This window comes from Pararhizobium sp. IMCC3301, from assembly GCF_030758315.1.
Classification (GTDB): Bacteria; Pseudomonadota; Alphaproteobacteria; order Rhizobiales.
The window spans coordinates 3,182,002-3,195,551 of sequence record NZ_CP132336.1 but is presented as its reverse complement, the minus strand read 5'-3'; the positions used below and the strand labels follow the sequence as shown (position 1 = coordinate 3,195,551).

Here is a 13,550-nt window from a genome sequence, read left to right as displayed (position 1 = left end):
GACGTTCACCTGCAACATAGATTTTTTTGTGTCATTTTCCAATCTCATCAGTTTTGCTGATGAACTGGCCTGCCCGCGACCCAGGTTGTGGTGATGTTGGCACGGGTCGCGCCATTGATGATTTTCTGCAGAATATCGTCCTGGCTGTCCCACGCCTCATCAACGGCAATCGGCGCAGCGGGCCGGTCCGCATCAACCAGTATGGCGTCAAACTGATAGCCTTTGGCAAAACGGCCAACCAGAATGTCCAGCACATCGGCTCCGCCGGCAGTGGCCAGATGGAAGGCTTCGCGGAAACTGATGCGGCTGTCCGGCGTGCCGCGCAGTTTTCCGGGCCTGGTGGGATCGACACCCTCTTCCAGATTGCGCGAGGCAGAGATGGCATGGCGACAGGACTCGAACATCGAGGCGCTGGGGCCGCCGGAAATATCTGTCCCCAGCCCCACTCTGACGGATTTCTCCAGGGCGCGACGCAGGGGAAAGACGGCATTTGAAAAATACACATTGGACAGCGGACAATGGGCGACGCCCGATCCTCTGCTGCGCACCAGATCCATGTCGTCATCGCTGAGAAAATTGCTGTGGGCCAACACCGTATGGCGACCGAGCAGGCCAAAACCATCCAGCGCCTGCGCATCCGTCCGGCCGGTGCGGTCCAGTACATAGGCCTGTTCCCAGTCGCTTTCCGAACAATGGGTCTGAATGTGGCAATCATATTCGGCCGCCAGCGCGCCAAGACCAGCCAGCGCTGTATCGCTGCAGCTTGGAATGAAGCGCGGCGTAATCACCGGGCGCACAAGGGCAGAGCTGTTTCCAGGCATCGACAGAACGTAATCGACAAAGGCGCGGGTTCCCTCAAGTGCGGCCTCGGCGTTGGCATCGCGGTAGAAATCCGGACACTGGTCTTCATTGTCCATCGCCACCTTGCCGATAAAGCCGCGCTGGCCCTGCTGCAGACAAATATCCGCCAGAATGCGGGTCGCCGGCTGATGGATGGTGGCAAAATACACCGCGCTGGTGGTTCCGTGGGCCAGCAGAGAAGTCACCAGTTCCTGATAGACTTGGCGGGCGAAGTCAGCATCCGCATAACGCGCTTCCAGCGGAAACGTGTGTTGCTGCAACCACACTTCCAGCGGTACATCCAGCGCCTTGCCAAGCTGCGGCCATTGCGGTGCATGAATGTGCAGATCGACAAAGCCCGGCAGCAGATATTGCCGGGGCGCGGTGGTGGCCAATGTGTTGGCGCTCTGCGCTGCGGTGTGCGCTTCATCATAGGCCGGATCGTCCGGCTTCAGAACCGAGCTGATACTGCCATCTGAATCGATTGCAATCAGCGCATCTTCAATGATTTCCACTGACCCGGACCGGGGCGCATGCATCAATGTGGTTTGCAGCGTCATGCCTTTGAGATCTTGCATTAAAGACAGGCCTTTTGATGAAAACACCGCGCGGCTGAGGCGCGGTGTTCAGGTTGGTTTGACGTCAAAGTCAGTTCGGCAGTTTGGTCTCGACGCCCTTGACGAGCCAGTCAATGCCAAGCAACGCACCGTCTTCTATGGTGGCACCGGCGGCGATTTTCTCGCTGCCATCCTGTCCGGCAATCGGACCGGTGAACGGATGGAATCCGCCCGCCGCAATGTCTTTCATCACGCCGTCCAGGGCGGCTTTCTGGTCAGCGGTCAGATCGTCATTCAGGGACGCGACGCCAACCGTTCCATCGGCCATGCCGCCCCAATAGGCGGTGCCCTTGAATGTGCCATCCAGCACAGCAGAGACCTGCTCGATGAAATACGGACCCCAGTCAATCGTCAGCGAGGCGAGCAATTTCGTCGGGGCATATTTCTTCATGTCGGAGGAGGTGTTGACGACATAGACGCCTTCCTCTTCTGCCACTGAGACCACCGACGGCGTATCCTGATATAGCGAGAAAATCACATCGGCGGATTGCGCAATCAGCGATTTTGCGGATTCCTGGGCCTTTGACGGGTTGAACCAGGAATTCAGCCAGACAACTTTGACCGTAATATCCGGATTGGTGTTCTGCGCGCCAAGCGTGAAAGCGTTGATGATGCCGACAACTTCGGGAATGGCGTAAGCGGCCACCACGCCCAGCGTATTGGACTTGCTGACAAAGCCTGCCGCCATGCCGGCGACATAAGCGCTTTCATAATTGCGGGTCAGAAAATTACCGAAATTTTCAGCCGTCTTGTAACCGCTGGCATGAATGAAACTGATGTCCGGCTTCTGGGCCGCCAGCTTCAATCCGTCATTCATATAACCGAACGAGCCGATCATGATCATACCGGCACCGGTTGATGCCATCTGGTTCATGATACGGGCGGCATCTGGTCCTTCGGGGACATTTTCGACGACCACGGTTTCGACCTTGTCGCCAAAAGCTTCTTCAATCTTCTTGCGGCCCTCATCGAGTTCACGAGCCCAGCCGACATCGCCAACCGGTGAGGGATAGATAAAGCCGATCTTCAGTTTTTCCGCAGCGTTTGCGGAACCGGCAAGCATTGCGGTCGCCAGTGCGGCAGCCGCCATTTGCCTGAGCGTTCTTGAAAGTATGTTCATGCCTGTCTCCTGTTTTCGTTTTGTTATGGGAAAATCCGTTCAACCGCTGGGCCGGTAAGTCTGACCGAGACTCATCGGGCTGTTGAGCTGAATGAGGGTGGGGTTTCTGGAAATCACCACCAGAACGATGATGGTGACAATGTAGGGCGATGCCGAGAGCAATTGCGAAGGCACATTCAGTCCCAGACCCTGAATTGATAATTCGAGCAGGGAAAACGCACCGAACAGATAGGCACCCATTGTAATGCGTGGCACGATCCAGGTTCCGAACACCACCAGCGCAACCACAATCCAGCCGCGTCCGGCGACCATGCCATCGGCCCATAGTGGCGTATAGGCGATCGACAGATAGGCACCGCCAATGCCGGCCATTGCCCCGCCAAACAGGACGCAGCATGTGCGGATCAGCGCGACCGGATAACCCAGAGAATGCGAGGAATGCGGCGATTCGCCTACCGCCCGGATAATCAGGCCGAGCTTGGTGCGCTGCAGGACAAACCACACTGCAAAAGCCGTTACGATGGCCAGATAAACCATAATGTCATGGGTAAACAGCGCCCGTCCGATGACTGGAATATCGCTGAGCGGACCGAGCGACAGGTTCGGCATTGGTGCCACTGTGGTGCCTTCATAGGACTTGCCGATAGCGGCGGAAACCCCCAATCCGAGAATCCCGATGGCAAGCCCGGCAGCAACCTGATTGGCCATAAAGAAGATACTCAGAAGCGCAAACACGGCGGACAGGATCAGGGCAGCAAGACCACCGGCCAGCAGTCCCAGCGCATGAGAACCGGTCAGGGCAACGGTGACAAATCCGGCGGCAGCGCCAACCGCCATCATGCCTTCAACACCGAGATTGAGCATGCCGGATTTCTCCGCAACCAGCTCGCCCATGGCGGCCAGCAGCAGCGGCACGGTGGCAGCCAGCGTACCGGCGAGAATGAAGATAATTGTTGCGGTCATTCTGCGGCCTCCACAACAAGTGGCCTGTCGGCGCGGCGCAGGCGCAAACGGTGGGTAAGAAGCAGCGAACTGGCAAGATAGAACGTCAGAAGCAGGCCCTGAAAAATATCCGTTACCGCACTTGGCAATCCAACGGACAGGCGTGCAAAATCGCCACCGACATAAATCAGCGCCATCAGCAGGCTGGAGAACACGATCCCGATCGGATGCAGGCCGCCGAGAAACGCCACGATAATGGCGGTAAAGCCGTAGCCCGGCGAAATCGTCCGTTGCAGCATGCCAAGGGGTCCGGCGACTTCGCCGACACCGGCAACGCCGGCAGCGGCACCGCCGGCCAGAAGCGCAATCCAGATCGCGCGTTTCTCGCCAAAACCGGCATAACGCGCTGCCTGCGGCGCCAGACCGCCAACGACCAGCTTGTAACCCATCAAACTGCGCTGCATGAAAACCCAGGCCACAATTGACACCACCAGAGCAATCAGAAGCGATGCGTTGACACGGGTGTTTTCAAGCAGGATCGGAAAGGTCGCAGACGCAGAAAAGGTGATCGACTGGGGGAAGTTGAAGCCTTGCGGATCGCGCAGCGGGCCGGTCACCAGATAGTACAGAACCTGCAGCGCAATGCTGGAAAGCATGAAGGTGACAAGAATCTCATTGGCATTGAAGCGGGTCCGCAGCCAGGCGGCAATTCCGGCCCATCCCATTCCACCCAATGCACCGGCCAGGATCATTGCAGGCAGCATCAGCACGGAATTTGAGCCATCGAACCGGATGGCAATCATCGCGGCAAGAATAGCGCCTATGATGAGTTGACCCTCAGCGCCGATATTCCACACTCTGGCGCGAAAACCGATGGCAAGACCCTGCGCAATCAGCAGTAACGGTCCGAGCTTCAGCAGAATTTCGCCGATGCCGTAGCGGGTCAAAAGCGGCTCAATAAAAATGGCATAAAACCCGGCAATCGGGGATTTGCCGTAAATCAGAAACAGGCCGGAGCCGGCGATGATGGTGAGACCCACGGCAAGCGCCGAAACCAGCAATGGCGCAAGTGCGGAGCGCTCTGTCCGCGGTTCCAGATATAGCCTATGCATGGGCGATCATCCTGCCTTCGAGCGGTGTGTCGAGGCGCTCGAAATCGCCGGTCATGGCGAGGCCAATATCTTCCACATTGGTGTCCACGGTTCTAATTCCTGCGGATAATCTGCCGCGAAACATGACATGCAGCCGGTCACAGATTTCAAACAATTCTTCCAGTTCTTCAGAGACCACCAGAATGGCCACACCGGCATTGCGCAGATCGACCAGTTTCTGCCGAATCGCGGCCGCCGCTCCGACGTCCACGCCCCATGTCGGCTGCGAGACGATCAGTACCTCCGGCTGCAGCGAAATCTCGCGGCCGACGATGAATTTCTGCAGATTGCCACCGGACAGGCTTTGCGCGGTCGAGCCCGGCCCGCCACAGCGCACATCGAAGGCGGCAATGGTATCAGCGGAAAATTGCTTCATTGCCCGCAGATTGAGAAATCCGAATCTGGCGAGCCCCGAGCCAAAGCCGGTCAACAGACTGTTTTCACTCAGATCATGGCTCGGCACGGCACCGCGCCCAAGGCGTTCTTCGGGAATAAAATGCAGGCCAAGCTTGCGGCGCGCGGTAGGCCCGATGCTGCCGAGTGACGTGTCATCCAGGCAAATGCTGGCTGCATCGGCGTCTGGCAGTCGGGTTTCACCCGAGAGCAGAGCGAGCAGCGTGTTCTGGCCGTTACCGGACACACCGGCGATGCCAAGAATTTCCCCGGCCTGGAGGGTCAGAGAGACGTCTTCCAGCGGCGTCGCGAATATGTCCTGCGGGGTAAAGCTGAGATGTCTGACTGCAAGCCGCTGCGCGCCGCCGGCATGTGTGCCGGTGTTTTCGGCATGGGGCAGATCGCGCCCGATCATCATCCGCGCCAGAGACTTGCTGCTCTCCTCGCGCGGAATCGCGGTTCCCGTCACTTTGCCGAGACGCAGGACCGTGGCGACATCGCACAATTCGCGTATTTCATCGAGTTTGTGGGAGATGAAAAGAATGCCTATGCCCTCTGCCGCCAGGGTTTTCAGGGTTCTGAACAGATCCTTCACACCCTGCGGCGGCAGAACCGACGTCGGCTCATCCATGATGATCAGCCGGGGTTCCTGCAGCATGCAGCGCAGAATTTCAACACGCTGGCGCTCCCCCACAGACAGGGACTGGACCCGCATTTCGGGACGCACATTGAGACCGAAGCGCGCGCTCGCGGCGACAATGCGCGGCGTAATACTGTTCACCGAACCTTTCATCGCCAACGCGATATTCTCCGCCACCGTCAGCGTGTCGAACAGGGAAAAATGCTGGAATACCATGCCGATGCCAAGCGCCCTGGCATGAGCCGGGTTGCGGATTCGGACCGGCTGGCCCTGCCATTCAATCGTGCCGGCGTCAGGCGCGGTAACACCGTAAATGATTTTCATCAAAGTGGATTTGCCAGCGCCGTTTTCACCGAGCACGGCATGGATTTCGCCGGGCATGACGGTCAGATCGACGGCGTCATTGGCCACTACCGCGGGATAGATTTTGGAGATGGCGTTGAGCTTCAGCAGCGCGCTCATGCCTGTTCCTCGTCACGCATGTCATGCAGACGGTGGATGCCGGGCATTTCCACAAATCCGGGCAGACGGCGAATGGCAATCAGCCAGTTGCGGATGGCAGGATAATCATCATGGGCAATCCCGCCATCCGGCGACAGGGCCGTATAGGGGAAACAGGCGATATCGGCGATGGTCGGCTCCGGCCCGACCAGAAAGGCCGCGCCGCGCATTGACTGTTCGGTGAGGTGGGCTTCCAGTTCACGCAATGCCTTATGCGCGCCGATGCGGGCAGCCTCCACATCAAGCGGGCGGCCCAGCATATCGTGCAGTCTTGCAGCGCCAGCGGTATCCGTCAGCCGCCCGGCAAAGGCGAGCCACTGCAAAATGCGGCCCAGCATGGCTGGATCATCGTCCGGAAACCACTGATTTGATGTGTCATATTTGCGGGCCAGATAGGCCAGAATAGCCTGCGTATCGCATAGCGTCAGATCGCCATCGACCAGCACCGGCAGCGTTCCGGCAGGATTGATCGCCAGAAAATCCGGCTTTTTGTGCTCACCGCCGGGGTAAAAATCAATCGCAACGGAGTCATATTCCAGTCCCATCAGGGCCATCATCAGCCTGGCCTTGTAAGAGCTGCCCGACAGCACATAATCGTAAAGCCGCAAACCCATCAGCGCGCCACCAATTGCGCGCCGTAGACCATGCCCTGACGTTTCAGCCAACGGCGATAGGCAATCGAGGTTGTGTCGGCGCGGGTCGGGATTTCCATTTTCGGATCAAGCGGCAGCAGACGCGGTAGCTGGTTTTCCAGAATCGAGCGGTCCTGGAGAAAGATCATCTGCTGAAACTGAATGAGATCGGATTGCGCACTGTCATCATCATACAGCGCCATCCAGGCATAGGCGTCGCACAGAACTTCCGATATGGGCCGCACAAACAGCGCAATGACATCCCATGCGCCGGGGCGCGGCGGGCAGGTCTTGTAGAGAATGGAAACGCAGGGTGCAGGCACCCGGTACATGTAATCCGTCATCTGGCCTTCACCGGCAGATTTCGCCGCCTGGGGCTGAAAGAACCGAACCTTTGTGGCCCAGACCTCATCCACCGTATCGCGGATTTCAACCTTGTAAGGCTCAACTTCGGTGTGCGGCTCGGCGCCCAGAACATCGGTATGAACAAACGGGAAATGCGCAATGTCGAGAAAGTTCTCGACCACACGCAGGGGCGAGGCCTTGACGCGGACAGCGCCGCAATCGACCATTCTGCGGCCCGGCTCGTCAGCTTCGGGAATGTCGAACAAGGCGTGTCCGGGCGTGCCGATGGATGACCAGACATGGCCATAGGCAAGCGTCACCGGGCAGTCCTGCCCGTCGGTCGAGGTCACAAGTACGGTATCGTCAGCGCTGCGCCGAACGGTGAGCTGCTCGCCCATCAGCACCACATTTTCCGGTCTCTCCCGGTTGAGGAGATTTTCAATCGCGACCGGATACCACTGATTGCGTGCAACATCAGATATGGTCATGGCCGCATCTCCCCTGCCCCGGCATGACAGGTTTTGGTCACACTGCCCAAATTTTCGGCAGACCAGCGCAAGCGCTCCGCCCAGCGCGACAGAGCAATTTTCAGATTAACCGATGCCTCCGGGCTGGTCTGAAGATGCAGCATAGTCTTGTCCGGACCGACGGGCTGAAAATGGATTATCAGGCGACGGCGGACAGAACCGTTTCCAGCTTCCAGAACGAGACTGGTGCGGTTTTGCGCTATTATTTCTGCTTCCGAATTGCCCATGTCATCGCCGCCGGACACGGGGAAAACAGTGCCTTCGAGCATTTTGCGGAGCGCATTGGCACCGGCATCGACAGCAATGCTGCGCAGCCCCTGTCCGCCAAATCCGGCGATCCCCGGCGCTGTCTCGGGCTCTGTTGAAACCCAGATCACGCCATCATGGTCTGTGCAGGCAAAAGCCGTGGCACCCACAGAAGCGGGCGGGGTCAGGTCCGGATGGGCGGGAATATGACGGCATCCACCATCCTCGCCATATTGCCAGCCATGGTAAATGCAGGACAGGCGTTCGCCGCGCACGAAGCCAAAAGACAAGCGCATGCCGCGGTGCGGGCAGCGATTGTGAAACGCGTTGACGGTGCCGGACCGGGCGCGCCAGACCGCAAGGTCGAGGGCGTCTTGCCCGTCTATTGCCGCCCGCATCACACCGCCAACGGCAAGGTCCGCGGATAATGCGACCGGTATCCACCCGGCAGGATCGGCAGTCATTTGCGAATCGTCACCTGTCATCTCATTGCCTTATCTAAACTCAAACCGCAGGCCTTCATCGTGTTGCCCGGATAAAACAAGCAACTTGCATGGCACCGCTCGGCTTCCCCGCCGTTGAGAAGACATGAAATCCGACCGGCAATCAATCCTCGACAGCGAGGATGCTGAAACCTTTTTCGATATTCGGTTCAGCGGCACAGGTGCAGCGCTCAATATCTTCTACCCAAACGGTCATCGGCCCCAGACTACACCCAAGCTCCATGGCATCGAGCAGCTCTTCCGGCCCGCTTGCCAGCACTTCGACAGTTCTGGCGGACACATCTTCCCGGACCCAGCCATCCAGACCAAGACGATTGCCGCGGTGGCAGATCCAGTGGAGAAAATCCGGCTTGTTGACATCACCGGAAAATGTGAACAGCTGTGTTGCCATGGACAGACTGTCTCCGCTTACTTGAATTTCCGGAACAGACGGGTGCGGTCGAACAGGCCTTCCAGATCCTGCATCCGCTCGCTTGTCGTATCCCAGAGAGTTTTTTGAATGTCGGCAATCATGGTTTCCATCAGAACCAGGAGAGCTGCCGTTGAATCCCATGCTGACGGCACTTCGATGCGGCTGTTGAAAGTCCACTTGGCGTGTGATGCAATGGGCGAGCGCCACTGATCCGTCAGCAGAATGATGTTGACGTCTCTGCCGGCGGCAATTTCGGCAAGCTTCAGCAGATCATTTTGATAGCGCCGCACATCGAGTATGACCAGTACATCACCGGCTTTCATATCCATCACATAATGCGGCCAGGCAGCGCCACTGGAGGGAATCAGCACTGTTCCGGACCGGATCATCTGCAGATGCAGAAACAGATATTCAGCCAGTGTGTGGGTGATGCGGCCCCCGGCAATGAAGATCGTATGGTCCGGTTCCGCCAGCATCCGGCAGGTGCTGTCAAAATCATCGGGATTGATATGGGAAAAAGTCTGCCGCAGATTCTGCAATATGGCATCGGCAAAGCGGTTCAGAATGTGCGTGTCGGGCGCATCCGATGACCAGCGTTCATGCTTTTCGATGGGGTTGGAAATCTTTGCCTCCAACTCATCACGCAAAGCGGCCTGAAATGCGGGAAAGCCGGAAAAGCCAAGCTTGTGGATCATGCGCGCGACAGTCGGTGTGGAGACATCGGCATTGCTGGCCACTTTGGTGATGCTGGACAGACCCGAGACCGGCCAGTTCTCCATCAAAAACACTGCGAGTTTCCGCTCTGCCCGTGTGAGTTCGTCAAAGCCTGATTGCAAGCGCTCATAAACCGTTGTGATACCGGTTGCAGTTTCGCCGTCTGCCAAGTGCGCTTCCTCCAAACGAACCAAAGGTCTGCAGTAACAGCTGCCGCTGTTCAAAAGGTTCATCCAATTTAGAAAAGATATTGACAGTTTAATCCCGTCTGTACAATCCTCTTCAGAAATCTTGAACCCCGGCCTTTTCAAATTCTCAAACCCCGGATGTGATGTGCAGTCAAACCGCCCTCTCCTGACCAACTCTGACGGACCCGCTATGCGGACTGTCAATGCGGCTGGCGCGAGTAATGTGGTGCTTGTCTGCGAACACGCCAGCAACCGCATTCCCGAAGGGCTCGGTTCACTGGGTGTGTCGCCGGAAGTGCTTGACAGTCATGCTGCCTGGGACCCGGGCGCGGAAGCCGTGGCGCTGTTGCTGTCGCAATCTTTGGATGCGGTGCTGGTGAGTGCTGGATTTTCGCGTCTGGTCTATGACCTCAACCGGCCGCCGGAGCATGATGACGCGATGCGCGCAGTCAGCGAGATTTATACGATTCCCGGTAATGCGGCTTTGACTGAAGCGGACAAACAGGCCAGAATCGACGCTGTTTACAACCCGTTTCATCAGCATCTTGCCCGATTGCTGGAAGGGTTCGAGCGCGAGAACCGAGTTCCAGTGCTGGTCACTATTCACACTTTCACACCGGTCTATCTGGGAAAAACCCGCCGGGTTGAACTTGGCATCCTGCACGACAGCGATGCCAGGCTGGCTGATGAAATGCTGAGGGTCGCGCTGCAAAACACCCGGCTTGTCACCTTGCGAAACCAACCTTACGGGCCGCAGGACGGTGTGACCCACACGCTACAGATGCAGGCGCTGCCGCGTGGCATTTTGAACGTCATGATTGAAATTCGCAATGATCTCGTTGCCAGCGCCGAACAACAGGCTGCCGTCGCGCGGGATCTTGATGCGCTGCTGCGCTCGGCTTTGGCCGGCCTTACTGCTACAGCCAGCACTGACCGCAAGCTGCCCCGCCTGGCACGCTCCGGCGGGGCGGCTTTCCTGCAATGATCTGTTTGAATTGGACCTCTTGATGTCTGGAAATTTGACTTTCGATGCGCTGAAAAAGGCGTTTGCCGCAGGAGAGATTGACACTGTTCTGACGGTGCAGGTGGATATGCAGGGGCGGTTGCTGGGCAAACGGTTCCATGCTTCCAACTTCATCGAAAGCGCCCATCAGGAAACCCATGCATGCAATTATCTGATTGCCACCGACATGGAGATGGAAGCGGTTGAGGGCTATGCCGCAACCTCGTGGGCAGCCGGCTATGGCGACTATGTGATGCGCCCGGACATGACCACATTGCGCCGCATTCCGTGGCTCGATGGCACCGCCATGGTGATGTGCGATGTGGAAGATCATCACAGCCACAAAGATGTGCCGCACAGCCCCCGCGCCGTGCTGAAAAAGCAGATTGCGCGGCTGGAAGAGATGGGCATGAAACCGATGATGGCGTCGGAGCTGGAGTTTTTCCTGTTCCATGAAAGCTATCGCGAAGCCCATCAGAACGGCTATCGCGGCATCAATCTGATCGGTCCGTACAATGAGGATTACCACATCTTCCAGACCACCAAGGAAGAGGATGTGATGCGCGCGATCCGCAATGGATTGTATGGTGCCGGTATTGCCGTGGAATGTTCCAAGGGCGAGGCCTCAGCCGGTCAGGAAGAGATCAATGTCAAATATTCCGACGCACTGACATCGGCCGACAATCATGCCATCGTCAAGAATGGCTGCAAGGAAATCGCCTGGTCAAAAGGCAAGGCGCTGACCTTCATGGCGAAATGGGATAATGCCTCGGCGGGATCGTCCTCGCATATCCACCAGTCGCTGTGGAGCCTGAAGGGCAAGCCGCTGTTTCTCGATGAAAGCGGCGAATATGGCATGTCGAAACTGATGCGGCATTATGTGGCCGGACTTTTGAGGCATGCCAGCGCCGTGACCTATTTTCTGGCGCCGAATATCAATTCCTACAAACGCTTTGTTGCCGGCACGTTTGCCCCGACCAAGGCGATCTGGAGCCCGGACAACCGCACCGCCGGATACAGGCTGTGCGCCGAGAAAACCAAAGGCATTCGCGTCGAATGCCGGGTCGGCGGTTCCGATCTCAATCCGCATCTGGCCTTCGCGGCGCAACTGGCGGCAGGGCTCGACGGAATTGCAAACGAGCTGGAGCTGGAACCGGCCTATGTTGGTGACGCCTATGAAGGCAAGGACGTGCGGGAAATTCCCAAAACCCTGCGCGCTGCGGCCGAAGCGCTGGACCGCTCGGATATGTTGCGCGCCGCGCTTGGCAATGACGTGGTTGACCATTATGTCCGTGCAGCCCGGCGGGAACAGGAAGTATTCGACTCCCGTGTCACCGACTGGGAAATTTTTCGCGGCTTTGAACGCTCGTAATTTTGAGGATAGACCGATGACAACGCTTACCTGTACTTCGCCGATTGACGGCAGCGTTTTTGCGACACGGGACACGCACAGCTTTGCCGATGTGCAGCAGATGCTGGATACCGCCCGGCAGGCGCAGGCGCTGTGGTCACAGCGCAGCGTCAGCGAACGCAGTGCCATCGTGCTGAAAGCGATTGATGCGCTGGCAGCGGTGAATGACGAGATCACTTTGGAAATTGCCCATATGATGGGCCGCCCGGTGCGCTATGGCGGGGAAATCGGCGGTGTGCGGGAACGCGCCGGCTATATGGCGACCATCGCCGAGGATGCGCTGGCACCAATCACGATTGAAGACAGTGACAGTTTCCACCGCTTTATCGCGCGCGAGCCGGTGGGTGTGGTGTTTGTCGTTGCGCCGTGGAACTATCCCTATCTGACGGCGGTCAATTGCATTGCGCCGGCGCTGATTGCCGGCAATGCGGTGATGCTGAAACATGCCACGCAGACGCTGCTGGCCGGCGAGCGCTTTGCCGCCGCATTTCAGGAAGCCGGTCTGCCGGACGGGTTGTTCCACGCGCTATACCTTAGCCATGACGATACCAGTGCGCTGATCAGCGCGAAAAGTTTTGACTTCATCAACTTCACCGGATCGGTCAATGGCGGGCGCGAAATGGAGCGTGCCGCCGCCGGCACTTTCACCGCCATGGGGCTGGAGCTGGGCGGCAAGGACCCGGCCTATGTGCGCGCCGATGCGGATCTCGACGCGGCGGTCGATACGCTGATTGACGGCGCGATGTTCAATTCCGGGCAGTGCTGCTGCGGCATTGAACGGATTTACGTGCACGAAAGCCTGTTCGACGATTTTGTCGCCCGGGCGAAGACGCTGGTGGAGAGCTACAAGCTGGGCGATCCGCTGCAGCAGGAAACCACTTTGGGACCGATGGCGCATCTGCGCTTTGCCGATGAAGTGCGCGCCCAGATCCGGGAAGCCGTTGCCGCCGGTGCCACGGCACTGATCGATCCGGGCCTGTTTCCCGCCGATAGCGGTGACAGCGCTTATCTTGCGCCGCAGATCCTGGTCGATGTCGATCATTCAATGCGGGTGATGCGCGATGAAAGCTTTGGCCCTGTGGTTGGCATCATGAAAGTCTCGTCCGATGAGGAAGCCATCAAGCTGATGAATGATTCCGAGTTCGGGCTGACCGCATCGCTATGGACCAAGGACGCGGAAGTGGCGCAACGCATTGGCCGCGCCATCCAGACCGGTACGGTCTACATGAATCGCTGCGATTATCTGGATCCGGCGCTGTGCTGGACCGGCTGCAAGCAGACCGGGCGAGGCGCGTCGCTTTCGGTACTGGGCTATCAGAGCGTCACCCGACCCAAATCATACCACTTGAAGAAGGCCTGACCCTC

At 58.0% G+C, this 13,550-nt stretch carries 13 protein-coding genes; 3 read left to right on the top strand and 10 right to left on the bottom strand.

Annotation, left to right across the window (positions count from 1 at the left end; genetic code table 11):
• Positions 1-47: 47 nt before the first annotated feature.
• From guaD to RAL88_RS15395, 10 genes are all read right to left on the bottom strand, one after another.
• The gene (gene guaD, locus RAL88_RS15440; protein WP_306264754.1) at positions 48-1,418 is read right to left on the bottom strand and encodes a guanine deaminase; all 1,371 of its coding nucleotides are present in this window, start codon (positions 1,416-1,418) and stop codon (positions 48-50) included.
• A gap of 70 nt (positions 1,419-1,488) precedes the next feature.
• Positions 1,489-2,577, bottom strand: a complete 1,089-nt coding sequence (locus RAL88_RS15435) for a BMP family ABC transporter substrate-binding protein (RefSeq protein WP_306264753.1) — start codon at positions 2,575-2,577, stop codon at positions 1,489-1,491.
• A 39-nt stretch (positions 2,578-2,616) separates the two neighbouring features.
• Entirely contained in the window at positions 2,617-3,540 is a 924-nt protein-coding gene (locus RAL88_RS15430; protein WP_306264752.1) for an ABC transporter permease, read from the bottom strand.
• The gene (locus RAL88_RS15425) at positions 3,537-4,631 is read right to left on the bottom strand and encodes an ABC transporter permease (RefSeq protein WP_306264751.1); all 1,095 of its coding nucleotides are present in this window, start codon (positions 4,629-4,631) and stop codon (positions 3,537-3,539) included. The genes RAL88_RS15430 and RAL88_RS15425 overlap by 4 nt, the downstream gene beginning before the upstream one ends.
• Positions 4,624-6,165 (bottom strand): ABC transporter ATP-binding protein, encoded by a 1,542-nt coding sequence (locus RAL88_RS15420; protein WP_306264750.1) that lies wholly within the window; start codon positions 6,163-6,165, stop codon positions 4,624-4,626. Before RAL88_RS15420 ends, RAL88_RS15425 begins: the two co-directional genes overlap by 8 nt.
• Positions 6,162-6,812: a glutathione S-transferase family protein gene (locus tag RAL88_RS15415; RefSeq protein WP_306269716.1), complete on the bottom strand. Its 651-nt coding sequence runs from the start codon at positions 6,810-6,812 to the stop codon at positions 6,162-6,164. Before RAL88_RS15415 ends, RAL88_RS15420 begins: the two co-directional genes overlap by 4 nt.
• Before the next feature lie 5 nt (positions 6,813-6,817).
• Positions 6,818-7,669, bottom strand: a complete 852-nt coding sequence (locus RAL88_RS15410; protein ID WP_306264749.1) for an aromatic ring-hydroxylating dioxygenase subunit alpha — start codon at positions 7,667-7,669, stop codon at positions 6,818-6,820.
• Complete coding sequence (locus RAL88_RS15405; protein ID WP_306264748.1) at positions 7,666-8,439, bottom strand: aromatic ring-hydroxylating dioxygenase subunit alpha; 774 nt, start codon at positions 8,437-8,439, stop codon at positions 7,666-7,668. The genes RAL88_RS15410 and RAL88_RS15405 overlap by 4 nt, the downstream gene beginning before the upstream one ends.
• Before the next feature lie 121 nt (positions 8,440-8,560).
• Entirely contained in the window at positions 8,561-8,848 is a 288-nt protein-coding gene (locus RAL88_RS15400; protein ID WP_306264747.1) for an acylphosphatase, read from the bottom strand.
• Between the two features lie 17 nt (positions 8,849-8,865).
• Positions 8,866-9,753, bottom strand: coding sequence for a MurR/RpiR family transcriptional regulator (locus tag RAL88_RS15395; protein WP_306264746.1), 888 nt, complete (start codon positions 9,751-9,753; stop codon positions 8,866-8,868).
• 208 nt (positions 9,754-9,961) lie between these two features.
• Here RAL88_RS15395 and RAL88_RS15390 point away from each other — a divergent pair, with 208 nt between their 5' ends.
• Genes RAL88_RS15390 through RAL88_RS15380 form a run of 3 tightly spaced genes read left to right on the top strand, consistent with a single transcriptional unit; the run spans position 9,962 to position 13,545 of the window.
• Positions 9,962-10,756: an N-formylglutamate amidohydrolase gene (locus RAL88_RS15390; RefSeq protein ID WP_306264745.1), complete on the top strand. Its 795-nt coding sequence runs from the start codon at positions 9,962-9,964 to the stop codon at positions 10,754-10,756.
• A 22-nt stretch (positions 10,757-10,778) separates the two neighbouring features.
• Positions 10,779-12,146 (top strand): glutamine synthetase family protein, encoded by a 1,368-nt coding sequence (locus tag RAL88_RS15385; protein ID WP_306264744.1) that lies wholly within the window; start codon positions 10,779-10,781, stop codon positions 12,144-12,146.
• A gap of 16 nt (positions 12,147-12,162) precedes the next feature.
• Complete coding sequence (locus RAL88_RS15380) at positions 12,163-13,545, top strand: aldehyde dehydrogenase family protein (protein ID WP_306264743.1); 1,383 nt, start codon at positions 12,163-12,165, stop codon at positions 13,543-13,545.
• The last annotated feature ends 5 nt before the right edge of the window (positions 13,546-13,550 follow it).

What these genes read in the sequence shown, in the direction of transcription:
- guaD (WP_306264754.1), bottom strand. Translation starts at nt 1,418, where the DNA reads ATGCAAGATCTCAAAGGCATGACGCTGCAAACCACATTGATGCATGCG.
- RAL88_RS15435 (WP_306264753.1), bottom strand. Translation starts at nt 2,577, where the DNA reads ATGAACATACTTTCAAGAACGCTCAGGCAAATGGCGGCTGCCGCACTG.
- RAL88_RS15430 (WP_306264752.1), bottom strand. Translation starts at nt 3,540, where the DNA reads ATGACCGCAACAATTATCTTCATTCTCGCCGGTACGCTGGCTGCCACC.
- RAL88_RS15425 (WP_306264751.1), bottom strand. Translation starts at nt 4,631, where the DNA reads ATGCATAGGCTATATCTGGAACCGCGGACAGAGCGCTCCGCACTTGCG.
- RAL88_RS15420 (WP_306264750.1), bottom strand. Translation starts at nt 6,165, where the DNA reads ATGAGCGCGCTGCTGAAGCTCAACGCCATCTCCAAAATCTATCCCGCG.
- RAL88_RS15410 (WP_306264749.1), bottom strand. Translation starts at nt 7,669, where the DNA reads ATGACCATATCTGATGTTGCACGCAATCAGTGGTATCCGGTCGCGATT.
- RAL88_RS15405 (WP_306264748.1), bottom strand. Translation starts at nt 8,439, where the DNA reads ATGACAGGTGACGATTCGCAAATGACTGCCGATCCTGCCGGGTGGATA.
- RAL88_RS15400 (WP_306264747.1), bottom strand. Translation starts at nt 8,848, where the DNA reads ATGGCAACACAGCTGTTCACATTTTCCGGTGATGTCAACAAGCCGGAT.
- RAL88_RS15390 (WP_306264745.1), top strand. Translation starts at nt 9,962, where the DNA reads ATGCGGACTGTCAATGCGGCTGGCGCGAGTAATGTGGTGCTTGTCTGC.
- RAL88_RS15385 (WP_306264744.1), top strand. Translation starts at nt 10,779, where the DNA reads ATGTCTGGAAATTTGACTTTCGATGCGCTGAAAAAGGCGTTTGCCGCA.
- RAL88_RS15380 (WP_306264743.1), top strand. Translation starts at nt 12,163, where the DNA reads ATGACAACGCTTACCTGTACTTCGCCGATTGACGGCAGCGTTTTTGCG.